The sequence below is a fragment of the Nocardia sp. bgisy118 genome, assembly GCF_057708605.1.
Genome location: NZ_JBYISM010000005.1, coordinates 126150 through 150972 on the forward strand (window position 1 = coordinate 126150; position 24823 = coordinate 150972).

General features: G+C 69.6%; 26 protein-coding genes. 15 read left to right on the forward strand and 11 right to left on the reverse strand.

Annotated features, from left to right (window positions below):
- Positions 1 to 94 precede the first annotated feature (94 nt).
- Together AC3EO7_RS08155 and AC3EO7_RS08160 are read left to right on the forward strand one after the other, a co-directional pair.
- Positions 95 to 820 carry an MspA family porin gene (locus tag AC3EO7_RS08155; RefSeq protein WP_431962853.1) on the forward strand — a complete coding sequence of 242 codons (726 nt, stop codon included), beginning with the start codon at positions 95 to 97 and terminating at the stop codon, positions 818 to 820.
- A gap of 136 nt (positions 821 to 956) precedes the next feature.
- The gene (locus AC3EO7_RS08160; RefSeq protein ID WP_435590879.1) at positions 957 to 1379 is read left to right on the forward strand and encodes a hypothetical protein; all 423 of its coding nucleotides are present in this window, start codon (positions 957 to 959) and stop codon (positions 1377 to 1379) included.
- Positions 1380 to 1482: 103 nt separating this feature from the next.
- On the opposite strand, the gene AC3EO7_RS08165 is transcribed toward AC3EO7_RS08160, so the two are convergent.
- Together AC3EO7_RS08165 and AC3EO7_RS08170 are read right to left on the reverse strand one after the other, a co-directional pair.
- Positions 1483 to 2175: an SGNH/GDSL hydrolase family protein gene (locus AC3EO7_RS08165; protein ID WP_431962857.1), complete on the reverse strand. Its 693-nt coding sequence runs from the start codon at positions 2173 to 2175 to the stop codon at positions 1483 to 1485.
- A gap of 8 nt (positions 2176 to 2183) precedes the next feature.
- On the reverse strand, positions 2184 to 3605 hold the full coding sequence (locus AC3EO7_RS08170; protein ID WP_435590880.1) for an MFS transporter: 1422 nt from the start codon (positions 3603 to 3605) through the stop codon (positions 2184 to 2186).
- A 102-nt stretch (positions 3606 to 3707) separates the two neighbouring features.
- On the opposite strand from AC3EO7_RS08170, the gene AC3EO7_RS08175 reads away from it, so the two are divergent.
- Positions 3708 to 4307 (forward strand): TetR/AcrR family transcriptional regulator, encoded by a 600-nt coding sequence (locus AC3EO7_RS08175; RefSeq protein ID WP_431962861.1) that lies wholly within the window; start codon positions 3708 to 3710, stop codon positions 4305 to 4307.
- 55 nt (positions 4308 to 4362) lie between these two features.
- Here AC3EO7_RS08175 and AC3EO7_RS08180 read toward each other — a convergent pair whose 3' ends face one another.
- The 7 genes from AC3EO7_RS08180 to AC3EO7_RS08210 all read right to left on the reverse strand — a co-directional run bounded on the left by AC3EO7_RS08180 (position 4363) and on the right by AC3EO7_RS08210 (position 10946).
- A complete protein-coding gene (locus AC3EO7_RS08180) occupies positions 4363 to 4716 on the reverse strand; it encodes a hypothetical protein (protein WP_435590881.1) in 354 nt (117 codons plus the stop codon).
- A gap of 425 nt (positions 4717 to 5141) precedes the next feature.
- Positions 5142 to 5906 (reverse strand): sirohydrochlorin chelatase, encoded by a 765-nt coding sequence (locus tag AC3EO7_RS08185; protein WP_435590981.1) that lies wholly within the window; start codon positions 5904 to 5906, stop codon positions 5142 to 5144.
- A 43-nt stretch (positions 5907 to 5949) separates the two neighbouring features.
- Positions 5950 to 7245, reverse strand: a complete 1296-nt coding sequence (locus tag AC3EO7_RS08190) for a sulfate adenylyltransferase subunit 1 (RefSeq protein ID WP_431962865.1) — start codon at positions 7243 to 7245, stop codon at positions 5950 to 5952.
- Between the two features lies 1 nt (position 7246).
- Positions 7247 to 8179: a sulfate adenylyltransferase subunit CysD gene (gene cysD, locus AC3EO7_RS08195; RefSeq protein ID WP_141812355.1), complete on the reverse strand. Its 933-nt coding sequence runs from the start codon at positions 8177 to 8179 to the stop codon at positions 7247 to 7249.
- Positions 8176 to 8895 (reverse strand): phosphoadenylyl-sulfate reductase, encoded by a 720-nt coding sequence (locus AC3EO7_RS08200; RefSeq protein ID WP_431962868.1) that lies wholly within the window; start codon positions 8893 to 8895, stop codon positions 8176 to 8178. Before AC3EO7_RS08200 ends, cysD begins: the two co-directional genes overlap by 4 nt.
- A 36-nt stretch (positions 8896 to 8931) precedes the next feature.
- Entirely contained in the window at positions 8932 to 10728 is a 1797-nt protein-coding gene (locus AC3EO7_RS08205) for a nitrite/sulfite reductase (RefSeq protein WP_435590882.1), read from the reverse strand.
- A gap of 125 nt (positions 10729 to 10853) precedes the next feature.
- Entirely contained in the window at positions 10854 to 10946 is a 93-nt protein-coding gene (locus tag AC3EO7_RS08210; RefSeq protein WP_355000761.1) for an Ms4527A family Cys-rich leader peptide, read from the reverse strand.
- Positions 10947 to 11160: 214 nt separating this feature from the next.
- On the opposite strand from AC3EO7_RS08210, the gene AC3EO7_RS08215 reads away from it, so the two are divergent.
- Both AC3EO7_RS08215 and hemW read left to right on the forward strand, forming a co-directional pair.
- The gene (locus AC3EO7_RS08215; protein WP_431962872.1) at positions 11161 to 11568 is read left to right on the forward strand and encodes an SgcJ/EcaC family oxidoreductase; all 408 of its coding nucleotides are present in this window, start codon (positions 11161 to 11163) and stop codon (positions 11566 to 11568) included.
- A 206-nt stretch (positions 11569 to 11774) separates the two neighbouring features.
- Positions 11775 to 12980: a radical SAM family heme chaperone HemW gene (hemW, locus tag AC3EO7_RS08220; protein WP_431962874.1), complete on the forward strand. Its 1206-nt coding sequence runs from the start codon at positions 11775 to 11777 to the stop codon at positions 12978 to 12980.
- Positions 12981 to 13071: 91 nt separating this feature from the next.
- Here the strand turns inward: hemW and AC3EO7_RS08225 are convergent, their stop codons facing one another.
- Positions 13072 to 13827: an SDR family oxidoreductase gene (locus AC3EO7_RS08225; protein WP_435590883.1), complete on the reverse strand. Its 756-nt coding sequence runs from the start codon at positions 13825 to 13827 to the stop codon at positions 13072 to 13074.
- Positions 13828 to 13970: 143 nt separating this feature from the next.
- Here AC3EO7_RS08225 and AC3EO7_RS08230 point away from each other — a divergent pair, with 143 nt between their 5' ends.
- The 4 genes from AC3EO7_RS08230 to AC3EO7_RS08245 all read left to right on the forward strand — a co-directional run bounded on the left by AC3EO7_RS08230 (position 13971) and on the right by AC3EO7_RS08245 (position 17634).
- Positions 13971 to 14186 (forward strand): hypothetical protein, encoded by a 216-nt coding sequence (locus AC3EO7_RS08230; protein WP_431962878.1) that lies wholly within the window; start codon positions 13971 to 13973, stop codon positions 14184 to 14186.
- Between the two features lie 376 nt (positions 14187 to 14562).
- Positions 14563 to 15594, forward strand: coding sequence for a heat-inducible transcriptional repressor HrcA (hrcA, locus tag AC3EO7_RS08235; protein WP_431962880.1), 1032 nt, complete (start codon positions 14563 to 14565; stop codon positions 15592 to 15594).
- 140 nt (positions 15595 to 15734) lie between these two features.
- Entirely contained in the window at positions 15735 to 16889 is a 1155-nt protein-coding gene (gene dnaJ, locus AC3EO7_RS08240) for a molecular chaperone DnaJ (RefSeq protein WP_431962882.1), read from the forward strand.
- A 4-nt stretch (positions 16890 to 16893) separates the two neighbouring features.
- On the forward strand, positions 16894 to 17634 hold the full coding sequence (locus AC3EO7_RS08245; RefSeq protein ID WP_431962884.1) for a 16S rRNA (uracil(1498)-N(3))-methyltransferase: 741 nt from the start codon (positions 16894 to 16896) through the stop codon (positions 17632 to 17634).
- A gap of 106 nt (positions 17635 to 17740) precedes the next feature.
- Here the strand turns inward: AC3EO7_RS08245 and AC3EO7_RS08250 are convergent, their stop codons facing one another.
- Positions 17741 to 19006, reverse strand: a complete 1266-nt coding sequence (locus AC3EO7_RS08250) for an MFS transporter (RefSeq protein ID WP_435590884.1) — start codon at positions 19004 to 19006, stop codon at positions 17741 to 17743.
- Between the two features lie 99 nt (positions 19007 to 19105).
- Here AC3EO7_RS08250 and AC3EO7_RS08255 point away from each other — a divergent pair, with 99 nt between their 5' ends.
- From AC3EO7_RS08255 to era, 6 genes are all read left to right on the forward strand, one after another.
- A complete protein-coding gene (locus AC3EO7_RS08255; RefSeq protein ID WP_431962888.1) occupies positions 19106 to 20038 on the forward strand; it encodes a LysR family transcriptional regulator in 933 nt (310 codons plus the stop codon).
- A 139-nt stretch (positions 20039 to 20177) separates the two neighbouring features.
- Entirely contained in the window at positions 20178 to 21233 is a 1056-nt protein-coding gene (locus AC3EO7_RS08260) for a PhoH family protein (protein WP_431963575.1), read from the forward strand.
- A 409-nt stretch (positions 21234 to 21642) separates the two neighbouring features.
- Positions 21643 to 22197, forward strand: a complete 555-nt coding sequence (gene ybeY, locus AC3EO7_RS08265; RefSeq protein WP_067787232.1) for an rRNA maturation RNase YbeY — start codon at positions 21643 to 21645, stop codon at positions 22195 to 22197.
- The gene (locus AC3EO7_RS08270) at positions 22194 to 23546 is read left to right on the forward strand and encodes a hemolysin family protein (RefSeq protein WP_431962891.1); all 1353 of its coding nucleotides are present in this window, start codon (positions 22194 to 22196) and stop codon (positions 23544 to 23546) included. The genes ybeY and AC3EO7_RS08270 overlap by 4 nt, the downstream gene beginning before the upstream one ends.
- On the forward strand, positions 23539 to 23898 hold the full coding sequence (locus AC3EO7_RS08275) for a cytidine deaminase (RefSeq protein WP_431962893.1): 360 nt from the start codon (positions 23539 to 23541) through the stop codon (positions 23896 to 23898). Before AC3EO7_RS08270 ends, AC3EO7_RS08275 begins: the two co-directional genes overlap by 8 nt.
- Entirely contained in the window at positions 23891 to 24808 is a 918-nt protein-coding gene (gene era, locus AC3EO7_RS08280; RefSeq protein WP_431962895.1) for a GTPase Era, read from the forward strand. Before AC3EO7_RS08275 ends, era begins: the two co-directional genes overlap by 8 nt.
- Positions 24809 to 24823 lie beyond the last annotated feature (15 nt).

Genomic DNA, 24823 nt, shown 5'->3' on the forward strand with positions numbered 1-24823 from the left:
CCCGTCCGCACCCGCCGAAGAGGATCAGCGACGACGGTCGGCGTGCGAGTTCGTTTGTGAAAGTTTCGTTTCGATCAGATTCGACTGGAGCGTTATGAATCGCAAGCATTCACCTGTTCTGGCCGCGATCACCACAGTGTTGGTAGTCGTCGCCGGCGCCGTCGGTGTTCAGAGCGCGGCCCGCGCCGAGCCGGGGGAGGTCGACTCCGGCGGGATGCACCTGGTCGCGTCGGTGGATGCCAACTTTGTCAAGTCCACCGGTGATCTCGCGTTGGGGGTCCCGTTCTCGCACTCGGCCAAGGTGTCCGGGAACTTCTCGACCTCCCTCGATGGAGCCTCGGCGCTGCGCAGGGGGAAGCTCATCGCCGGATATCTGATCGGCTGCGCGGTGGACATCTCCGATGGCATCGACGTCAGCATCGCGGCCGCCGTGGGCGGCAATGTCGATGTCACGACCGGACTTCTCGGGCTGAGTCTCAATGTTCCGTTCGGTGTCACCGTCGGCGACCAGGTCGCTGTCGATTTCGGCGGGAATCTCGGCATCGATCTCGGCGGGGATGTCACCTTCGGCGTCTTCAGCGAACTCGGTGGTGAGATCACCGTGTCCATCAACCCGGGCAGCGTGACAGCGGCGGTGATCGCCGAGTCGACGCTGGACGAGGATTCGTTGTTCCCCTTCACCTTCGCGCACTCCAATACCGCGCTGAACATCAACGGATGCCTCACCCCGGCATCGGCCATGCCGTTCATCACCGTCCGCGCCGACGCCCGCAACGGCATCGTGCAGACGACGGGCTATGGGCAGCAATTCGTGTTCTGAGCCGCGACGCCCGATTTTCGATCGGGAGCGAAGGCGATGACCGGCCGATCGTCCGGACCCAGCATCCGGGAGGGGAGCGGTCATGTACTGCAAGGACATTCCATGCACAACGGGTCGATGAGAGGCGGGAAGCATCATGGTCCGTAGGACCTTCGAGAACGCGGTTCGCAAGCTGATCGCGGGTGCGCTGCCGGTGGCGGCCGCTCTCGCGTTCGTCGGGGCCGCCCCGGTGCAGGCGGCTCCGGTGCAGGCGCCTGCGCCGATCGTGCAGCAGGTCGCCGAGCCTTTGCAGGTCGGCGCGAGCCTTCCGCTCGACAGGATCGCGACGAATCCGGAGGCGATGAACTCCGATCCGCTGACCAACGGCGCGGCCGCGGGCGCGGTCGTCGGCGCGACGGGGTCGGGTGTGATGAGCGCGGTGTCGTGCCTGCCCGGCTTCATCGTCATGGCGGTGCCGTGCGCCATCGTGGGAGCGATCAACGGCGCGGTAGTCGGTGCGCTCGTCGGCATACTCGTCGGCGTCGTCATGCCGGAGCTGGTGCCGCAGACGCTGCCCTGATCGCGAGCTGAACGCGGTCTCGCGAGAACTGTGTGAACCGGGCCGTGCCCCGGGGTGAAAAGCCCTGGGACACGGCCGAGCTCGTTGCCGACGGCCTCGAGGCTCAGTTGGCGGCGGTGTCGGCGAGGATTCGTGCGCTCAGCGCCCGCACCATTTCCGTGGCCACCACCGCGTGCCCGCTGGTCGTGAAGTGGATGAGATCGGCGCTCATGACCTGGGGCCGCAGCCGCAGCGGGTGGTCCCAGAAATCGACGAGCACCGCGTCGTAGCGGTGGGCCAGGTCCCGGACGATGTCGTTGAGTACCGCCATGCGGTCGCGCATCGGCCGCATCGGCGCCATGCGCTCGACCTCCCAGACATCGGCCACCGTGAACGTCATGACCTGTGCGCCACCGCGGCTCACCGCGGCGAACAGTCCGTCGAGGTTGGCACGCACCTGGTCGACGTCGCCGCCGGGCAGGAACAGATCGTTTCCGCCGCAGCTCACGTGCACCAGGTCGGGTTCGAACTCCAGCACCCGCTGGAGTTGTTCGTCGCGCACCTGCGCGGTCGTCGCCCCGATACGTCCGGTGTTGAGGTAGGCGAGGCCGGGCCGCACCGAGGTCAGCAGGGCGGCGAGGCGATCGGCCCACCCGGCCGTCTCGTATCCGGGGCTCGGGTCGCCGACGCCACGGGCGATGGAGTCGCCCAGGACGGCGAAGCGCCGCCAGGGCGCGCCCGCCAGCAGTTCCAGGGCCGCGTCGGGCGCCAGCAGCATCGGGTCGTCGGCTTCGGTGTGAATGTCGTTGTGCGTCATGGTGACTCCTAGTCGGTGACGGCGGTCGCGGCCGGATCGAGCTGCCGCGTCGGTATGGCGCACAGGCAGGCCGCCCCCGCGGCGATGCCCGCGCAGACCGCGAACAGGGTGTGGAAGCCGGCGAGCGCGTCGCCGGGGTGGGCGGCGAACACCGCGGCCAGCACGGCGACGCCCAGCGCGCCGCCGACCTGACGCGCCGTGAGGTTCATGCCGATGCCCGCCGCGAACTGTTGTGGCGGAAGCGAACTCGCCGCGGCCGTGCCGAGCACCGTCACCACGATGCCGACACCGCCGCCGCCGAGCACCCCGGCGGGAATCCAGGCCGACCACAGCGCGGGTGTCGGCCCGAACGCGTCGGTGCTCATCCAGACGAGGGTTCCGGTGAACATCAGCGCGCCGAGCACCCCGACCCAGCGGCGCGCGGCGGGGGTGGCGGCCCGTCCCGCCAGGGTGGCGCTCACCATCGATGCCACCGCGCCGACGGTGAGCGCGGCGGCCGAGCCGAGCACCGAATAACCCCAGATCGCGTCCAGGAACAGCGGTCCGGACAGCAGCCAGGCGAACATCGCCGCACCGAAGACGAACGACGCGGCGTTGGCCAGCGCGTACGGCCTGCTCTGCCACAACTCCACCGCGATGGCCGGATTGTGGTGCCGCGCCGAGCGCACCAGAGCGATGGCCAACAGCGCGGCGCCGCCGCCGAGGACGGCCAGCGTGCCCGGCGAGGTCCACCCCCAGCGCTGCCCCTCGGTGACTCCGGCGACCACACCGCCGAACCCGAGCGCGACGGCCGCCGTGCCGACCGGATCCGGCAGCGCGGTGCCTGCCGGCCGCGGGTCGGTCACCGGAATTCGCAAGCCGGGCAGGATGAGCCCGAGCGCGACCGGCACGTTGATCACGAAGACCGACCGCCAGCCGAACGCCTCCACCAGACCGCCGCCGATCGCCGGTCCGACCACCGCGGCGAATCCGCCCGCGGCCGACCAGGCGGCGATGGCCGCACCGATCCGTTCGCGCGGTGTCACGCCGAGCACCAGCCCCAGTGCCGCGGGCACCATGAGCGCGGCCGTCGCGCCCTGGAGCACCCGGCCCGCGATGAGCCAGGCCGCGTTCGGCGCGAGCCCGCACAGCAATGACGTGAGCGCGAAACCGGCCAGCGCGATCAGGAACAGCCTGCGCCGCCCGAGCGCGTCGGCGAACCGGCCGCCGGGCGTGAGCAGGGCGGCGAACGCGACGGCGTAACCGCTGACCACCCAAGTCAACGTCGTCGTCGCGGTATCGGAGTAGTCGCGGGCGATGGCCGGGAAGGCGATGTTGACCACGGACAGGTCGAGGAAGGCGATGAACGCCGCGCCGCACGCGATCAGCAGCGTGGCGGTGGCGCTCATGGCGGGGGGACTGGCGGTGGTCCGTGCGGACACCTCGGTCATGGGAGATCCTTCGGAAGTCGAGAACAAAACGTACGACCGTTCGTACAATCAAAGTACGACCGATCGTTCGTATTTGCAAGCGTTCGGTGGAAGAATGGGGGCATGGCCGAGACGACAACCGATCAGCGCCTGGTCAAGGGCGCTCGCTCCCGGGCGTCGATCGCCCGGCACGCCGCCGACGTGGCGTCCGTCGAAGGGCTGAACGGTGTGAGCATCGGGCGATTGGCCGCCGACCTCGGGATCAGCAAGAGCGGTATCGCCACACTCTTCGGCTCGAAGGAATCTCTCCAGCTCGCGGCGGTGGAGGCGGCCAGGGAGGTGTTCGTGGCGCAGGTGATCGAGCCGACCGTCGGTGTGCCGCGCGGTGTGCCGCGACTGCGCGCGCTGGTCGATCGCTGGTTCGCGCACGTGACCGAACCGGTCTTTCCCGGCGGCTGCTTCCGCACCGCGACCCTGGTCGAATTCGACAGCAGGCCGGGCCCGGTGCACGACGCGATCGCCGCCGACCGCGAGGACTGGCTCTCTTTCCTGACCAAAGAGATTCGCAAAGCCCAGGATCAGGGCGAACTGGCCGACCGGGACGCGGACGCGCTCGCCTTCGAATTGGACGCGCTCATGAGCGCGGTCAGCACAGCGCGGCAACTCGGCGACGAGACCAAGGTGCAGACGGCGCGACGGATCATCGACCGGCTGCTGTCGTGAAAGAGCTACGGGGCGTGCGGCTTCGGCGTAGCTGAACCGGTGGGATGTCGGCCGGTCAGTGTTGCCCGTTCCAGAATCCGATGGCGATCGCGCCCCACCAGCACACCTGGGAGATCGTTCCGGAGGCGGCGCCCCACAGGAGCAACTTCGTCGGCGGTCTGACCGAAACCTGGTGGGCCAGGCGCCTGCTCAGGATGGTGGCCTGTAATCCGTTGAGGGTCAGCAGCAGAATCAGCACCATCTTCGTGCGGGTCGATCCGGAGCCGAGATTCGGTTCGAGAAAGCAGCCGCTCACGACGAGCCCTGCCAGGCCGACCCTGATGGGGGCGTGCAGACGCGACATGCCCGCGACCGCGTCGGCCAGCGTGGACCGGCCCGCGAGCCACAGGGCCATCAGATAATCCGCCATCAGCACCCCGCCGCAGGGATTCGAGCGGCGGCAGTTCGGGTCGTGATGGCGGTTCGAGGTCCAACGACCGGTGACCGGTCAGAACGCGGTGCCGGCGCCATTCGGTGGTGGCGATTCCGGAACTCGACGGGTTGAACGGCTGGGTGAGAGACGCTGACGGACTCGGCATTTCGGGTTCGGCCGGATCGGCGGCGATTCTCGTGCGACTTGCCGGGCTGGGGCCGTCGGGAGGTCGGCGACCGCGGTACATGGCCCGCGAACGAACTACGGGCGGCAGGTGTCCTGCGCGCGGTGTCGTCGCCGACGCGATCGAGCGGAACGTCGAGGTGAAGTCGACCAGTCAGGGGAGGCTCTTCAGGGCGACGGCACCGTGGTGGGTGGGCGGTCGAAGACCATCGGTGGCGCTGCGCGTGCCGTGCCGCCAGTCAGGCGGACAGCGGCAGAGCCGCGGCCCACGCCGCGTCGTAGCGGTCCCAGACGATCTCGGCCATGGCGCGATGGACGCCGAGGACGTCGGCGTGCGTCAGTTCCGGGGCTGCGGCCGTCAACCGGTCGGTGAGCAAGCCGGGGGCGAGGAACCACGGCGCGACGAGGACGCGGTCCGCGCCGCATGCGCGCAGGCGGGAAACCGCCTCGTGCACCGTGGGTTCCGTGGTGGCGAAGCAGATCTCGGTGTGCCAGCCGGTGCGGGCGGCCAGGCGGCGAGCCACCGCGGCGGTGCGGGCGTTCGCCGCGGAAGACGACGAGCCGACGGCAGCCACCGCTACGCCGATGCGGTCCGCCGGGACGGTCGTGGAAGTCCCTAGGGCATCGAGCGCACGGTCCCGCAGCGCGTCGATCAGGCGCGGGTCGGGGCCGAGTACGTCCGCTTGCGTGAGCCGCAGACGAGGATGCCGGGCGCGGCACTCGTCCAGCAGCCCCGGCAGGTCGACGCGTGCATGAAAGGCGCTGCCCAGCAGAAGGGGCGCCACGACGGCATGCGTATGCCCTTGACCCGCAACGGCGTCCACCACCTGCTCGACCGAGGGCGCGCTCAGATCGAGGAAAGCGAGGCGGACGTCGAGATCGGGCCGGGCGGCGGCGATCTCGGCGACCACGGCCGACATGGTGGCCGCCGAACGCGGATCGCGGCTGCCGTGCGCGACCGCGATCAACGCGGGCGCGGAGAATCGACGGTCGCCAGGCGGCATCGGCTGCGCGCCGATGCCGCGGGAGGCGAACACGTCGGTCATCTCAGGCCTCGGTGCCGACCTCGACCGCGGTCAGCACATCGCCGACCAGGCCCGCGCCGAGCGTGTTGCCGCCGGCCGGGTCGATCAGCAGGAAGCTGCCGGTGTGCCGGTTGGCCCGGTAGTCGTCGGCCGCGAGCGGCTCGGCGACGCGCACCGAGATGCGCCCGATGTCGTTGAGCTCCAGCGCTTCCGGGTTCGGGTCCGCGGCGAGCCGCTGCTCGTCGAAGCGCTCGATGAGCGCGCCGACGATGGCCTGGGTGGTGCGGGTGCCGTGCTTGAGCAGCAGCCGGGCGCCGGGGCGCAGCGGCTTGTCGCCCAGCCAGCAGACCGTCGCGTCGAAGCTGTCGATCGGTTCCGGCGCGTCGGACACCGCGGCGATGATGTCACCGCGCGAGATGTCGACCTCGTCGGTCAGGATCAGCGTCACGCTGCGCCCGGCCTGCGCGACGGCGAGCTCGCCGTCCGGGGTGTCGATCCGCTCCACGGTCGTGCGCACGCCGGACGGCAGCACCACGATCTCGTCGCCGGGCGCCACCGAACCGGCCGCGATCTGACCCGCGTAGCCACGGTAGTCCGGGTATTCGGCGGTGCGCGGGCGAATCACGTACTGCACGGGGAAGCGCAGACCCAGCGTGTGCGCGCCGGTGTTGTCGGCGTCGACCGGCACCGATTCCAGGTGCTCGATGAGCGAAGGCCCGTCGTAGTACGGGGTGTTCGAGGACCGGCTGGCGATGTTGTCGCCGTGCAGCGCCGAGACCGGGATCTCCAGCACGTCCTCCGGCGCCCAGCCGAGGGTGCCGGTGAGCTTGGTGAACTCGGCCGAGATCTCGGCGAACACCGTGGCGGCGTCGTCCACGAGGTCGATCTTGTTCACGGCGAGCACCAGCTTCGGCACGCCGAGCAGCGCGAGCACCGCAGCGTGCCTGCGGGTCTGCTCGATCACGCCCTTGCGCGCGTCGACCAGCAGGATCACCAGCTGCGCGGTGGACGCGCCGGACACGGTGTTGCGGGTGTACTGCACGTGCCCGGGGGTGTCCGCGAGCACGAAAGACCGCTTGGGCGTGGCGAAGTAGCGGTAGGCGACATCGATGGTGATGCCCTGTTCCCGCTCCGCGCGCAGCCCGTCCACGAGCAGCGAGAGATCCGGGGTGGCCAGACCCTTGTCCACCGACGCGCGGGTGACGGCGTCGATCTGGTCGGCCAGTACGGATTTCGTGTCGTAGAGCAGCCGTCCGACCAGGGTGGACTTACCGTCGTCGACAGAACCGGCGGTGGCCAGCCTCAATAGGTCGGACATGTCAGAAATAACCCTCTCGCTTGCGGTCTTCCATCGCGGCCTCGGACACCCGGTCGTCGCCACGGGTCGCACCACGTTCGGTCAGTCGGGACGCGGCCACTTCGGCGAGGATCGCCTCGTTGTCGGCCGCGTCGGAAATGATGGCGCCGGTGGTGGATCCGTCGCCGACGGTGCGGTAACGCACCGAGCGGGTCTCCAGCACCTCGCCTTCGCGCGGGCCGCCCCACACGCCCGGCGTCATCCACATGCCGTCGCGCTGGTACACCGGGCGCTCGTGCGCGTAGTAGATGGTCGCGAGTTCGACATTCTCCCTGGCGATGTAGCGCCAGATGTCGAGCTCGGTCCAGTTGCTCAGCGGGAACACGCGCACGTGCTCGCCCGGCGCGTGCCGCCCGTTGTACAGGTTCCACAGCTCGGGGCGCTGCCGCTTCGGGTCCCACTGGCCGAAGGCGTTGCGCAGCGAGAAGATGCGCTCCTTGGCGCGGGAGCGCTCCTCGTCGCGGCGGCCGCCGCCGAACACCGCGTCGAAGCGGTTCTCGGAGATGGCGTCCAGCAGCGGCACGGTCTGCAGCGGGTTGCGGATGCCGTCCGGGCGCTCGGTCAGCCTGCCATCGGCCAGGTAGTCCTCGACGCTGGCGACGTGCAGGCGCAGCCCGTACTTCTCGACCACCTTGTCGCGGAACTCCAGCACCTCGGGCAGGTTGTGGCCGGTGTCCACGTGCAGCAGCGCGAAGGGCAACGGCGCGGGCCAGAACGCCTTGAGCGCCAGGTGCAGCAGCACGGTGGAGTCCTTGCCGCCGGAGAACAGGATCACCGGCCGCTCGAACTCGCCCGCCACCTCGCGGAAGATGTGGATGGCCTCCGACTCCAACGCCGCGAGGGTGTCGAAGTCGGTGATGCCAAGAGAGCGTTCACTTCTGATGGTCTCGGTCATGATTGATGCAACCCGCATTCGGTCTTGGCGAGGCCGGCCCAACGGCCGCTTCGCGGATCGGATCCCGGCTCCGGCTTCCGTGTGCACGGAGCGCAGCCGATGGACGGATATCCCTCCTCCACCAGGGGATTGACGAGGATGCCGTGCTGTTCGATGTAGGCCTGCATCTCGTCGTCGGACCACGGTGCGATCGGGTTGATCTTCACCAGGCCGAAGGCTTCGTCGTAGGAGATCAGCGGTGCGTTGGCGCGGGTGGGGGCCTCGACCCGGCGGATGCCGGTGACCCAGGCGTTGTAGCCCGACAGCGACTTCTTCAGCGGCACAACCTTGCGCAGCCTGCAGCACTCGCCCGCGTCGCGCGCGAACAGATCCTTGCCGAGCAGTTCGTCCTGTTCGGCGACGGTGTGCTCCGGGCGGACGTTGACCACGTTGACCCCGTACACGGCCTCGACCGCGTCGCGGGTGCCGATGGTCTCGGCGAAGTGATAGCCCGTGTCCAGGAACAGCACGTCGACACCGGAGCGGACCTGCGCCGCGAGGTGGACCAGCACGCCGTCCTGCATGTTGGAGGCGACGATGTAGCCGGAGCCGAAGGTCTCCTCGGTCCAGCGCAGCAGGTCGAGCGCCGAGGCGTCGGGGCCGAGTTCGGCCGCGCCGCGTTCGGCGATCGCCCGCAGCTCGTCTTCGGCGAGCTTGTCGGCGAGTTTGGTTGTCACAGTTGATCTCCCGTCAGCCGAGTCACGATTCGATGCTCATCGCAGGTCGGCCTCGTCGGCGCGGACCGCCCACTGGGCGAACCGCTCGTCCGCGTTCCGGTTCTTGACGAAGTTGCGCACCACGCGCTCGATGTAGTCGCCGAGTTCGGCGCTGGTCACCTTGTGCTGGCGCAGCTTTCGGCCGAAACCGCTGTCGAGTCCGAGGCTGCCGCCGAGATGAACCTGGAAACCCTCGACTTGATTCCCGTCGCCGTCGTCCACCAGCTGGCCCTTGAAGCCGATGTCGGCGATCTGGGACCGGCCGCAGGAGTTCGGGCAACCGTTGATGTTCACCGTGATCGGTACGTCGAGCTGGGCGTTGACGTCGGCGAGGCGCTGCTCGAGCTCCGGCGCGAGCACCTGGGAGCGCTTGCGGGTCTCGACGAAGGAGAGTTTGCAGAACTCGATGCCACTGCAGGCCAGCAGGTTACGCCGCCAGATCGACGGACGGGCCTGCAACCCGAGCGGTTCCAGTTCGGTGATGAGCTGCTCGACCTTGTCGTCGGCGACGTCGAGCACGATCAGCTTCTGGTACGGGGTGAAGCGGATCCGGTCGGCGCCGATCTTCTCGACCGCGTCGGCCACCTTGGTGAGGACGGTGCCGGAGACGCGGCCCGCGATGGGGGAGAAGCCCACGGCGTTGAGGCCGTTGCGCAGCCGCTGGATGCCCACATGATCGATCGGCTTGGCGGGCTGCTCGGGCGCGGGGCCGTCGATCAGCTTGCGCTTCAGGTACTTCTCCTCGAGCACCTCGCGGAACTTCTCGATGCCCCAATCCTTGATCAGGAACTTCAGCCGCGCCTTGGTGCGCAGGCGGCGGTAGCCGTAGTCGCGGTACAGGGAGACCACGGCCTCCCATACGTCCGGCACCTCGTCCAGCGGGACCCAGGCGCCGACGCGCTGCGCGAGCATCGGGTTGGTGGACAGGCCACCGCCGACCCACAGGTCGAGACCGGGGCCGTGCTCGGGGTGCTCCACGCCGACGAACGCGACGTCGTTGATCTCGTGCACCACGTCCTGCTGACCCGAGATCGCGGTCTTGAACTTGCGCGGCAGGTTCGAGTACCGCTTGTCGCCGATGTAGCGGCGCACGATCTCCTGGATCGCCGGGGTGGGATCGATGATCTCGTCCAGCGATTCACCGGCCAGCGGCGAGCCGAGCACGACACGGGGGCAGTCGCCGCACGCCTCGGTGGTCTGCAGGCCGACCTCTTCGAGGCGGCGCCAGATCTCCGGAACATTCTCGATCTCGATCCAGTGGTACTGGACGTTCTCGCGGTCGGACAGGTCCGCGGTGTCACGGCCGAACTCGGTGGAGATCTGGCCGAGCGTGCGCAGCTGCGCGACGTTCAGCGCGCCGCCGTCGCAGCGCACCCGCATCATGAAGTACTTGGCCTCGAGAATGTCGATGTTCTCGTCGCCGGTCCAGGTGCCGTCGTAGCCCTGCTCGCGCTGGGTGTAGAGACCCCACCAGCGGAACCGGCCGCGCAGATCGGCCTTGTCGATGCTGTCGAAGCCGCCCTTGGCGTAGATGTTCTCGATACGGGCGCGGACGTTGAGCGGGTTGTCGTCCTTCTTGCTCTGCTCGTTCGGGTTGAGCGGTTCCCGGTAGCCGAGGGCCCACTGGCCCTCGGACTTGCGGCGCACGGGCTTGCCGGTGCGGGCGCGCGGCGCCGTCGACGCCTCGGGCCGCGGGCGGTCCGGTCGTACACGGCGCTCGGAGGCCGGGCGTTCGGGACGCGCCTGCCTCGGGGTCGGCTGATCGCTGGGACCGGCGTCGGTACTCGACGTCATGAGGTCGCTCCTGCTGGGTGGGTGGTACATCCGTGCTGAAGGCGTGAGGGGCTGGCTCACACCCGCGGTGTCAGCGGACCGATGCGATGGGAGTCGCCGGGAGACCCGGAAAGGGCGCCGCTGAGCTACCGGTGAGAACCGGGCAGACAGCAGGCGCTACAGACGCGCTTGTAGTCGACGTGGCGACGTGCCACAAGTCGTACTCCCGATGCGCGCATGGGGCCTATTGTGCCATGTCAGGATGGGCGTTCCGACCGTCATGCCGGTATTTCCCGCGAAATAGGGGGAAATTCCCTGGACCGGGAGGTCTATTTGTGATGGTCGTCATATTTTCCCGCGCGAACGCGGCTGGTGATTCGTCCGAAGTGTCCGATGTGAACCGTGGCACGCTCCGTTGACCTCGAGTTATCTCGAGGTACGAGTGTGTATCCCATGAGTACCGCACCCGTCGACACCGACGTCGAAATCGAAGCCATCCGCCAGATCGTCGCCACCGTCGAGCACGTGCAGCAGCACGAGCTCGTCGACGAATTCGTCGCGCTGTTCCGCGCCGACGCCATCTGGACCACGGGCCACGGCAAGCGCCTGTTCGGCCGCGACGCCATCGCCGAGTTCACCGCTGCCTTGCTGCCCGGCGCGACCACGCACGGCAAGGCGACCTACGAGCTCGAGCACGTGCTGTTCATCCGCCCCGACGTGGCCGCGGTGAAGGTGCGTCAGCGGTACTTCACCAACGAAGGGGTCCTGGAGGGCGAGGGCACCCCGATGTACGTGATGGCCAAGGAGGACGGCCGCTGGTTGCTCACCGCGAACCAGAACACGCCGATCGTCGCGGACTGAGTTCATGGGCGCGGCCGCGCGGGTCGTCGCGGCCGCGGCCTTTTCGATCGCCGGCGCAGGCGGCCTGCTCGTCCTGGTGCGCGCCGCCGAGTCCCCGCTGCGACATCGCCCACGGGTTCACGCGTGGAAGTGACGGTCGGCACGTCCCCGGTGGTGGGACGGTCCCCGGGCGAAAGGTCGCACTGTTCGGCGGGCACACTGGACAGGTGAGTTCCGCCGTACCCCTCTCGGAGATCGACGCCGCCGCGCCCGTGCTGCGCGACTTCGGCGGCGGGCCGTTCGGCGTGTACGTGCACGTGCCCTTCTGCGCGACGCGCTGCGGGTACTGCGACTTCAACACCTACACCGCGGGCGAGCTCGGCAGCTCTGCATCGCCGCAGTCGTGGCTCGCGGCGTTGCGCGGTGAACTGGCCGCGGCCGCCGATCGGTTCGCGGGTCTGCCGTCGGCCACGCCCGAGGTCTCGACGATCTTCGTCGGCGGCGGCACGCCGTCGCTGCTCGGCGGGGACGGTCTCGCCGAGGTGCTCGACGCCGTCCGATCGGCATTCACGCTCGCGCCGGACGCCGAGGTGACCACCGAGTCGAATCCGGAATCCACCTCGCCGGAGTTCTTCGACCGCATCAGGGCGGCGGGGTACACCCGCGTCTCGCTGGGCATGCAGTCGGCCGCCCGGCATGTGCTCGCGGTGCTCGACCGCACCCACACCCCTGGCCGTGCGGTCGCCGCCGCGCGGGAAGCGCGGGCCGCGGGATTCGAGCACGTGAACCTGGACCTGATCTACGGCACGCCGGGTGAGCGCGACGCCGATCTCGACGCCAGCCTGGACGCGGTGCTCGACGCCGGTGTCGATCACGTCTCCGCGTATTCGCTCATCGTCGAGGACGGAACCGCGTTGGCGCGCAAGGTGCGTCGCGGCGAACTGCCCGCCCCCGACGACGACGTGCTCGCCGCCCGCTACGAACGCATCGACACTCGCCTCGCCGCTGCGGGCCTCACCTGGTACGAGGTATCCAATTGGGCGGCAAACGATTCCGCCCGGTGCAGGCACAACCTCGGGTACTGGGACGGCGGCGACTGGCTCGGCGCAGGCCCCGGCGCGCACAGCCACCTCGGCGGCGTGCGCTGGTGGAACGTCAAGCATCCGGCGCGCTACGCCGAGCGCGTCGCCCGCGGCGGTCTGCCCGCCGCAGGCTGGGAATCGCTCAACGACGACGAGCGCTATTTCGAACGCGTCATGCTGACCGTGCGGCTCCGCACCGGCCTCCCCCTCACGGACCTCGCCGCCTCCGCCACCCCGGCCGTGGACCGGATCATCGCCGACGGCTTGGCATTCCGCTCCGACGGCCATCTCGTCCTCACCGACCGGGGCCGTCTGCTCGCCGACGGCGTCGTCCGTCGCCTGCTCGACTGATTCCCAACGGCCGCAACATTTTTCGCATGGCATAGGCTGCTTGTGCCGCTCGTCCGACCGACCCCCACGGCCGCAGCGCCTTTCGCGACGACTACCGCGCGGGGTACTTGTGGTCCAGCCACTCGTCGAAGGTCGGCCCCGCCAGGATCGCGTCCGGTCCGGGCAGCAGCGCGCCCGCGGCTTGGAGTTCCTGGTTCGGGTCCTCGGCATCGACGATCTCCTCGACGCGGGCCGGATCACCCCGGCGCGCAGCGAGTTTCGCGACGGCCACGGCGAGGTTCAGCTCCTCCGGGCCCGCGATCTCGACCACGTCGGCGGCCTCCTCGGCGAGGGCGAGCGCGGCCAGTTCTTCGGCGGTGGTGCGGGCGGCGACGAGCTGGGTACGGAATTTCGGCACGTAGGCCGTGTCGTCCCGGGTCGTCCATTCGAGCATCATCTCGGTGAACTCGTGGAACTGGGCCGCCCGCAGCACTCGCACCGGCACCGGGCCCTCGCGGTAGCCCGCCTCGTGCGCCAGCTTTCCGGCGTAGTGCCCCGCGGTGAACGGATCGATGCCGATGATCGAGACGACCGCGATGCGCCGCACGCCCGCCGCGGCCGCTTCCCGCTGCACGGTGCGCGCGATGGTGCCGAAATAGTCGGTCACCGCCGCCGTGTCGGTGGTGGCGGCATTCACCGCGTCCACCACGATGTCCACCCCGGCCAGCGCGTCCGCCAGCCCCGCGCCGGTGTAGACGTCGACGCCCGTGGCCCGGGTGATCGCCACGATCTCGTGGCCCTGGTTCTTCAGCACGTCGATCACCTCGCGGCCGATCCGCCCGCTGGCGCCCACCACTGCGATTCGCATTCGGTACTCCTTCGAGTCGATACCTACGCCCGGAGGACGACGCGGCGACCCGAGGTGTGACAAGTGTCCGCGAACGTCCTGGTGTGAGCTCTATCGCAGCCGGGGGAACCCGCGTAGGCTCCGGCTCGACACGGAGGAGTCCCATGCCCCAGGACCGACCCATCGATCTCGTTCAGAGCCCCGGCGAATTCGCCGAGGCCAGGGCCGCCGAGAAGGCGGAGCACGCGCGCAAGAGCGCGATAGCGGCCCGCACAGTTGCCGGATACGCCCACGACGCCGCCGACTGCCAGTCCCTGCTCGCCATGCTCGGCCTCGACGCTCAGGCGGGCAAGCGCGCCAAGGGTTTCGACAGCCGCTGAGAGTCGGGTACCAGCAGCCGCAGGATCCCGGTCGACACCGCGAGGACACGGCACGGTTCCGAATGCCGTCCACGCGATGGGGAAGCGGCTGCGGCTGTTGCGCCGACCGCTCCGCCGGTGGTCGGCGCGACGGCCGTGCGCGCGCGTAGACGGCGGTGGGCGCCGTCGTAGGTCGGCATCACCATCCCCGTTGCGGTTCGCGACAACGTCGCCGAGAATGCCACGGTCGCCCGGGTCACGCACTACGCGGGACCGGTCGATTGGCAGGTCGGCAACTAAACTGGATACTCAGACGACCGGGCGGCCGCGGTGTTTCGCGCGCTCCCGAATGCGTCGGCGGCCTGCGGCGTAACGAGAAAGCGAGGAGGTGGGGCCGATGTCGAGCACCGAGGATCGGCGCTTCGAGGTCCTACGCGCGATCGTCGCGGACTATGTCGCCACCAAGGAGCCCATCGGGTCGAAAACCCTGGTGGAGCGGCACAATTTGGGTGTCTCCAGCGCGACGGTCCGTAACGACATGGCGGTGCTGGAGGCCGAGGGCTACATCGCCCAGCCGCACACCAGCTCCGGTCGCATCCCCACCGACAAGGGCTACCGGCAGTTCGTCGACCGGATCTCCGAGGTGAAGCCGCTCTCGCCCGCCGAAAGGCGCGCGATCATGGAGTTCCTGGAATCCGGCGTGGATCTCGACGACGTGCTGCGCCGCGGCGTGCGACTGCTGGCCCAGCTGACCAGACAGGTCGCGGTGGTGCAGTACCCGACCGTCTCGGCGTCGACGGTGCGCCACATCGAGGTGGTCGCGTTGAATCCGGCGCGCCTGCTGCTCGTGGTGATCACCGACACCGGCCGGGTCGACCAGCGTCTCGTGGAGCTCGGCGCGGTGATCGACGACGAGGACCTGGCCGCGCTGCGCGCCATGCTCGGCGGCGCGATGGACGGCAAGCGCCTGGCCTCCGCCTCGGCCGCGGTCGCCGAACTCCCCGAGCGCGCCCCGCGTCAGCTGCGCGATGTGCTGATCCGGGTGTCCACGGTGCTGGTGGAGACGTTGGTCGAGCATCCGGAGGAACGTCTCGTGCTCGGCGGCACCGCGAATCTCACCCGCAACGCAGCCGATTTCGGCTTGCCGGGGTCGCTGCGACAGGTGCTGGAGGCGCTGGAGGAGCAGGTGATCGTGCTCAAGCTGCTCGCCGCCGCGCAGCACCCCGGCACGGTGACCGTGCGGATCGGCGAGGAGACCCAGGTCGAGCAGATGCGCAGCACGTCGGTGGTGTCGACCGGCTACGGCGTCGAGGGCGCGGTGCTCGGCGGCATGGGCGTGCTCGGCCCCACTCGGATGGATTACCCGGGCACCATCGCCTCGGTCGCGGCCGTGGCGCGCTATATCGGCGAGGTGCTGGCCGAGCGCTGACGCCGAACCGTGCTCACGGCGCTGCTACCCTCGAACCTCTGGCCGGATAAAGTTGAGTGCATCCGACTAATGCCGACGACGTCGGCATTCGGTTGGAGCGGCACAGGCGAGTCACAGCGACCAAGGACTAGAGAACTCAAGTGGCACGGGACTACTACGGACTGCTCGGCGTCGCGAAGAACGCGACCGACCAGGAGATCAAGCGCGCTTACCGCAAGCTGGCCCGCGAACTCCACCCGGACGTCAACCCCGACGAGGCCGCCCAGGCCAAGTTCAAGGACGTGTCGGCGGCCTACGAGGTGCTCTCCGATCCGGAGAAGCGCCGGATCGTCGACGTGGGCGGCGATCCGCTCGAGTCCGGCGGGGGCGGCGCGGGCTTCACCGGCGCGGGCTTCGGCGGTCTCGGCGACGTTTTCGAGGCGTTCTTCGGCGGCATGAGCGGCGCGGGCGGCGGCCAGCGCAAGCCGCGCGGCCGGGTGCAGCCGGGCGCCGACTCGCTGCTGCGCACCCGTCTCAGCCTCGCCGAATGCGCGGTCGGCGTCACCAAGCACCTGACCGTCGACACCGCCATCCTCTGTGACAGCTGCCACGGCGCGGGCACCAACGGCAACTCCAAGCCGGTGCGCTGCGAAACCTGTGGCGGCGCAGGCGAAGTCCAGTCCGTGCAGCGGTCGTTCCTGGGTCAGGTGCTCACCTCGCGGCCGTGCCCGACCTGCCGCGGCGCAGGCGAGACCATCCCGGATCCCTGTCACAAGTGCGGCGGCGACGGCCGGGTCCGCGCCCGTCGCGAGATCGCCGCGCCCATTCCGGCAGGTGTCGCGAACGGCATGCGCGTCCGGCTGGCCGCCCAGGGCGAGGTCGGCCACGGCGGTGGCCACGCGGGCGATCTGTACGTGGAGATCGTGGAGCAGCCGCACGACGTGTTCGTCCGCGACGGTGACGACCTGCACTGCACCATTCGGGTCCCGATGGTGGACGCCGCGCTCGGCACCACTGTCGTCATCGACACGATCCTGGACGGTCCGACCGAACTGACCATCGCGCCGGGCACTCAGCCCAACGAGGTGTCGGTGCTGCGCGGGCACGGCATGCCCAAGCTGCGCTCCGGCGCGCGTGGTGACCTGATCGCGCACCTGGACATCGTGGTGCCCACCAAGCTGGACGGCAAGCAGACCGACCTGCTGCGCAAGTACAAGGGCATGCGCGAACGTGACCGCGCCGAGGTGATGTCGACGCAGTCCGAGCACAACAGCGGTCTGTTCGCCCGGTTGCGCGCCTCGTTCAGCGGGCGCTGAGCCGTTGGCCGCCACGGTCTTCTATCTCGACGACATTCCCGAGCCCGGCGCGGTCGCGGTGCTCGACGGCCCCGAGGGGCGGCACGCGGCGACCGTGCGGCGCACCCGGGTCGGCGAACCGATCACTCTGTCCGACGGACGCGGTGTGCTCGCCGAATCGGAGGTCGTCGCCACCCAGCGCGACCGGCTCGACCTGAAAGTGCTGAACAAGACCGTGGCGCAGCCGGTCTCGCCGCGCGTCACGGTGGTGCAGGCGCTGCCGAAATCGGACCGCTCGGAGCTGGCCGTCGAGCTGATGACCGAGGCGGGTGCGGACGCGATCGTGCCGTGGCAGGCGGCGCGCTGCGTCGCCAACTGGGAGGGCAAGGCCGCCAAGGCCGTCGACAAGTGGCGTGCCGCGGCGCGCTCGGCCGCCCGCCAGTCCCGGCGCGCCTACATCCCCGAGGTCGCCGACCTGCACCGCACCCGCGACCTGCTCGAGCTGGTCCGAAAGGCCAAGGCCGAGGGCGCGATCGTGGCTGCGCTGCACGAATCCGGCCGGGGTCGTTTCGCCGAGCTCCCCGTCCGGGAGGTGCGGGAGGTAGTGCTGATCGTCGGTCCGGAAGGCGGGCTGGACGAAGCCGAGCTCACCGAACTCGCCGCGGCCGGAGCGGACGTCGTGCTACTCGGGCCGACCGTGCTGCGCACCTCGACGGCGGCCGCGGTCGCGCTCGGGGCGCTGGGCGCGTTGACGCCGCGTTGGTGATGTTCACAGCGCTCGCTCGGCGGGCTCACCCGTAGCCCCAATCGTTCGGCGGGGCTCGTCGCGGCATCCCGGTCGCCGAATCGGTCGTCGCGGAGAGGCTTCGGGTCTACTGGAAACCCTTGGACGTGGGCCGCGGCCGCGACGCCACGCCGGACTGGGCGCGGATCATCGAGACGGCGAAGAGGATCGCTCCCGCGGCGAGCAGCGCGGCGACGGTGCCCGTCAGCCCGAGCCAGCCCGCGTGCGCGAAGGCCACACCCGACAGGCCGCCGACGACCGCGCTGCCGAGGTAGTAGAAGAACAAATACAGCGAGGAAGCGGCCCCGCGATTGCCGTGGGCCAGCGTGCCGACCCAGGCGCTCGCGACCGTGTGCGCGGCGAAGAAGCCCGCGGTGTAGAGCAAGACGCCGCCGGCCACGCAGCCCAACCTGTCCGGCAGGCTCAGCGCCAGCCCGACGCCCATCAGCACCATCGACGCGGTGAGCATCCGGTGCCTGCCGACGCGGTCGGCGAGCCTGCCGCCCCAGGCCGACGCCAGGGTGCCCGCCAGATACAGCAGGAACACCGAACCCGCCACCGCCGCGGGCAATTCGAAGGGGCGCTGGGTGAGCCGGTAGCCGAGGAAGTTGTAGACCGAGACGAAGCCGCCCATCAACACGAAGGCCAGGCCGAACAGCGCGAGCAGCTGACGGTGGCGCAGCTGCGCGCCGAGATCGCCGAGTACGGTGCGCAATCCGGCGGGCCGGGCCACGAACCCCCGCGAGGGCGGCAACAGCTGGACGAACCACACCGTGCCCGCCGCCACGGCCACGCCGACTGCCGCCGCGGCCCAGCGCCAAGACGCAACGTCGAGGGTGAACGAGGGAATCAGGCGTCCGGCGAGACCGCCGATCGTGGTACCTGCCACGTACACGCCCATCGCCGCGCCGAGGCCCTCGGTCCCGATCTCCTCCGCCAGATACGCCATCGCCACCGCGGGCACCCCGGCCAGCGCGATGCCTTGCAGCGCCCGCCCCGCCAGCAGCGCGTCGAGCGAGGGACTGAACGGCAGCAGCAGCCCGATGATCGCGGCGGCCACCGCCGATCCGATCATCACTCTGGTGCGGCCGATCCGGTTGGACAGCGCGCTCACCGGCACGATGGCCAGCGCGAGGCAGCCGGTGGTGAGCGAGACCGCGAGGGCCGCGCGGGCGGGCGTCGCGCCGAACGCCTCGGACAGGCTCGGCAGCAGCGCCTGCGCGTTGTACATGGACGCGAAGGTGGTCAGGCCCGCCGCGAACAGCGCGAGGGTGATTCTGCGGTTGTGCGCCACATCGGCGGACGGGCTCTGCGTGCTGACGTTCGTCGACGGTCGCGCCGTTGTGCCGGTCATGGCTACCTCCTGATTTCAGGATTGTCGCCGCACGTTCCGAAAGGAAATGAATAATGATTATCGAGTTGATGCCTCTGTGACATATAGGGAGGTAGTGAGGTGCTCGGTGAGGATCTGCGGTGGTTCACGACACTCGCCGAACTGGAGCGGATGAGCGCGGCCGCCGAACGCCTGCACATCGCGCAGCCGACGCTGTCCAGGATGCTGGCCCGGCTGGAACGCAAGCTCGGCGCGGAATTGTTCGACCGGAAGGGAAAACGCATCGCGCTCAACGAATTCGGGCGCGTCTATTACGAACACGCGCGCCGCGCGCAGGCCGAACTCGACGCGGCGGGCCAAGCCGTCGCCGATCTCGCCAATCCCGCGCGCGGAGTGGTGCGGCTGTCGTTCCTGCATTCTTTCGGCGGCTGGCTGGTGCCGCAGCTGATCGCCGGTTTCCGGCGCAACGCGGGCCGGGTCACCGTGACGTTGCGCCAAGGCGGCGCGGAGAAGATCACCGGACAGGTGCTCGACGGCGCGGCCGACCTCGCCGTCGTCTCCCCACGCCCGACGGCGCCTGGTGTCGGGTGGCGCGGACTGCTGCGTCAGCCGCTGGTGCTCGCCGTGCCCGCGGAGCACCGGCTGGCCGGGCGCAGGCAGGTGAGCATGGCCGAACTGGGCGGCGACGAGTTCGTATCCATGCCGCCCGGGTTCGGGATGCGGCGCATCTTCGACGAACTGTGCGCGGCGGCGGACATCCGCCCGCACATCGCCTTCGAGCCCACCGACCTGGTCACCAGCACCGGGCTGGTGGCGGCGGGACTCGGGGTCGCGGTGCTCCCGCTGGAGGATCCGGCCCCGGCCGTGGCGCGCTCCGGGCCCGTCCTGGTGCCGTTGGCGGACGAGGGCGCGTCACGGGAGGTGGGACTGATCTGGTCGGCCGCGGCCGCGCCGTCGGACGCGGTGAAACGGTTCCGTGACTTCGCCGAGGATTGGTCCGACCGGCACGGGGGAATATCCAGCACACGGCGGGAATGGCCGCCGCATCGGTAGCCGTTTATTCACTGTGCGGTGTCGGTGGGGCGCGTTAAACTTTTGTCATTCACCACGGCTGTCGAGACCGGAAAGCAGGCTGTAACCACTTTTGCGAACACAAGGCGAGATCGGCGACCCGACCAACCCCACAGCAGGCATTGGCACCCGCGACAACGGCTCGGGCCCCGCGGCACGCACCGTGCGCTCCAGCATCGAACTCGCTCCCGAATCCGTGTTCCCCTTCCTCGGTTCGGCCGACCAGAATCTGCGTCAGCTCGAGCAGCTGCTCGACGCGGACATCCACGTTCGCGGCAATTCCGTGACCCTTACCGGCAAGGCGGCCGATGTCGCCCTCGCCGAGCGCGTCATCGAACAGCTCATCGCGCTGACCGGCCGCAACAGGGTGGTGACGCCGGAGGCGGTGCGGCACACGGTGTCGATGCTGACCGAAGGGTCCTCGGACTCCCCCGCGGAAGTGCTGAGCCTGGACATCCTGTCCCGGCGCGGCAAGACCATTCGGCCCAAGACGCTGAACCAGAAGCGCTACGTCGACGCGATCGACGCCAACACCATCGTGTTCGGCATCGGACCCGCGGGCACCGGCAAGACCTACCTGGCCATGGCCAAGGCCGTGCAGGCGCTGCAGACCAAGCAGGTCAACCGGATCATCCTCACCCGCCCCGCCGTCGAGGCGGGCGAGCGGCTCGGCTTCCTGCCCGGCACGCTCAACGAGAAGATCGACCCGTACCTGCGTCCGCTCTACGACGCGCTGCACGACATGATGGACCCGGAGGCGATCCCGAAGCTGATGGCCGCGGGCGTCATCGAGGTCGCGCCGCTGGCGTACATGCGCGGCCGGACGCTCAACGACTCCTTCATCATTCTCGACGAGGCGCAGAACACCACGGCCGAGCAGATGAAGATGTTCCTGACGCGTCTCGGCTTCGGCTCCAAGATCGTGGTCACCGGCGACGTCACCCAGGTCGACCTGCCCACCGGCGCGCGCTCCGGCCTGCGCGCCGCCGCGGAGATCCTCACCGAGATCGAGGACATCCACTTCGCGGAGCTCACCAGCAGCGACGTCGTCCGCCACCGCTTGGTCTCGGACATCGTCGACGCCTACGACCGCTGGGAGTCCACCCGGCCCCAGGTCACCCCGCACTATCCGGGCAATCGCGCCCAGCGCCGCGCCGCAGGTCGCGACCGGCGTTAGGCGCACCACCTCGGACCGCGTCCGGCACACAGCGAATCCACCGGCCGCCGACGTCTCGTCGGCGGCCGGTCGTCTGTCGAGATGCGGTCGCCTCGCCGTCACTCGACCTGGCGCGAGCTGCGGTCGGACGACGCCCGGCTGCGTCCAGTAGGCGGCTGCTCGCCGTTGTGTGGCCGCGGGGAGTCGCGGACGACCGCCTCACCGCGTCTACTCCGTGGCTGCTTCTCCCTTCACCCGGCCCGGCGCGGACTGCGTCGAATAGGCGGCTGCCTCGCCTTCGCTCGGCCCGGCGCAGGGCTGCGGACGGACTGCGTCCGACTGCGTCGAATAGGCGGCTGCCTCGCCTTCGCTCGGCCCGGCGCAGGGCTGCGGACGGACTGCGTCCGACTGCGTCGAATAGGCTGTTCAGGTGAGCATCGAGATCGCCAACGAGTCGGGTATCGACGTACCCGAAGAAGACCTGGTCAGTGTTGCGCGGTTCGTGATCGCCCGGATGGACGTGCATCCGGCGGCCGAACTGTCGATGGTGCTCGTCGATCTCGACACCATGGCCGACCTGCACATGCGCTGGATGGACCTGCCCGGTCCCACCGATGTGATGTCCTTCCCGATGGACGAGCTCGAGCCGGGCGGGCGTCCGGACAGTCCCGAGCCCGGCCCCTCGATGCTCGGCGACATCGTGCTGTGCCCGGAGTTCGCGGCGGCGCAGGCGCGCAAGGCGGGGCATTCGCTGGAGCACGAGCTCGCGTTGCTCACCGTGCACGGCGTGCTGCACCTGCTCGGCTACGACCACGCCGAGCCGGAGGAGGAGAAGGAGATGTTCGCCCTCCAGGCCCGGCTGCTCGAGGAGTGGTACGAGAGCCTGCGCGAGGCCAGGCGGCGCGCCGAACTCGCCGAGCGCGACGCTCGCCTGCTCGGTAAGGCGGGCTTCACCGGACCCGGTGACGCGCTGGGCCCGGCGTGAGCTCTCTGACCCTCATCCTGCTGGCTGTCCTGCTCGTGCCCGCGGGTGGATTGTTCGCCGGTGTGGACGCGGCGCTGAACACGATCTCCCTGGCGCGTCTCGGCGACATGGTGCGCGCCGATCGCCCGGGCGCCGCGCGGTTGAGCCGCATCGTGGCCGACCGCGCCCGCTACGTGAACCTGATGGTGCTACTGCGCGTGCTGTGCGAGATCGGCGCAACGGTGCTGCTCGCCGCGGCGCTCATCGATCTCTGGGACGACAACTGGGCGCTGCTGCTCACCGCCGCGGTGATGGTGCTCGTCGACTACGTGGTGATCGGTGTCGGTCCGCGCACCCTCGGCCGCCAGCACGCCTATTCGCTCGCCTTGGCCGCCGCGCTGCCGTTGCAGTTCATCGGCGCGCTGCTCGGCCCGGTGAGCAGGCTGCTGATCCTGATCGGTAACGCCATCACCCCGGGTAAGGGGTTCCGCAACGGTCCCTTCGCCTCGGAGATCGAACTGCGCGAGGTGGTCGAGATGGCGGGCGAGCGCGGCGTGGTGGACGACGACGAGCGCCGCATGATCCAGTCGGTGTTCGAGCTCGGCGACACCGCGGCCCGCGCGGTGATGGTGCCGCGCACCGAGATGGTGTGGATCGAGGCGGACAAGTCGGCCTCGCAGGCCATGTCGCTCGCGGTGCGCAGTGGCCATTCGCGGATCCCGGTGGTCGGCGAGAACGTCGACGACATCCGCGGCGTGGTGTACCTGAAAGACCTGGTGCCGTACGCCGATCGCAGCCGCAAGGTCCGGGTGCACGACGTGATGCGCCCCGCGGTGTTCATGCCCGACTCCAAGCCGCTGGACAAACTGCTCGACGAGATGCAGCGCCGCCGCAACCACATGGCGCTGCTCGTCGACGAATACGGCGGCATCGCGGGCCTGGTGACCATCGAGGACGTGCTCGAGGAGATCGTCGGCGAGATCGCCGACGAGTACGACATCGGCGAGACCCCGCCGGTGGAGGAGCTCGGCGAGGGCCGCTTCCGGGTCTCGGCCCGGCTGTCGGTGAAGGATCTCGGCGAGCTGTACGGGATGGACATCGAGGACGAGGACGTCGACACGGTGGGCGGTCTGCTCGCCCACGAGCTCGGCAGGGTGCCGCTGCCCGGATCGAAGATCGTGGTGCACGGGCTGGTGCTGCGTGCCGAGGGCGGTCCGGATCAGCGCGGCCGGATGCGGGTCAACACGGTCTTGGTGCGCAAGGCGCCGGAGAAATCCGGGAAAGCGGGCGCGGCGGTTGCCGACGGCGCAAAATCCAACGGCGGCAAGCGCAATGACAACGAGGACGAGGACGGAGCAACCGATGACTGAACTGGACGCCGAGGACACCAAGCTGCTGACCCTGGCGCGCGGCGCGATGGGCCGCACCGGAGGAACGGGGGGCGCGGCGATCCGCGACACCGATGGCCGCACCTACGCGGCGGGCGAGGTGGACCTGCAGGCGCTGCGGCTCACCGCGCTGCAGGCCGCCGTCGCGGCCGCGATCTCCAGCGGTGCGGAGGGTTTCGAGGCGGCCGTGGTGGTCGGCGGCCGGTTCTCCGACGCCGGGGTCGCCGCGGTGCGCGAGGTGTCCGGCGCGGCGCGGATCATCTTCACCGACCGCGCGGGCGCGGTGTTCGACATCGTGGACGACGCGGCGAGCACCGAGGTGCAGGGTGGCTGACAAGTCCGGGTCCGCCGAATTCCGTTCCGGTTTCGTCTGTTTCGTCGGCAGGCCGAACACCGGCAAGTCGACGCTGACCAACGCGTTGGTCGGCGCGAAGATCGCCATCACCTCCTCGCGACCGCAGACCACCCGCCACACCATTCGCGGCATCGTGCACCGCGAGCACGCGCAGCTGATCCTGGTCGACACGCCGGGTCTGCACCGCCCGCGGACCCTGCTCGGCCAGCGGCTCAACGATCTGGTGCGCGACACCTATTCCGAGGTCGATGTCATCGCGATCTGCATCCCGGCCGACGAGAAGATCGGGCCGGGCGACCGCTGGATCGTGCAGCAGATCAAGCAGATGGCGCCCAAGACCACCCTGCTCGGCGTGGTCACCAAGATCGACAAGGTGGGTCGCGAGCAGATCGCCGCGCAGTTGCTCGCCGTCTCCGAACTGCTCGGCCCCGAGGCCGAGGTGGTGCCGGTGTCGGCGGTCAAGGGCGAGCAGGTCGAGGTGCTCGTCGACGTGATCGCTTCGAAAATGCCGGAGGGCCCGGCCTTCTACCCCGACGGCGAGCTCACCGACGAGCCCGAGGAAACCCTCATGGCCGAGCTCATCCGCGAGGCCGCGCTGGAGGGCGTGCGCGACGAGCTGCCGCACTCGCTGGCCGTGGTGATCGAGGAGGTTCTCCCGCGCGAGGAGAACGAAGAGATGCTCGACGTGCACGCGCTGCTCTACGTCGAACGCCCCAGCCAGAAGGCCATTGTCATCGGCAAGGGCGGCAGCCGCCTCAAGGAGGTCGGCACCAACGCGCGCAAGCAGATCGAGCACATTCTCGGCGTGCGGATCTATCTGCACCTGCACGTCAAGGTCGCCAAGGACTGGCAGCGCGATCCGAAACAGCTTGGCAAGCTGGGCTTCTGAGCGATCGGCCCGTTC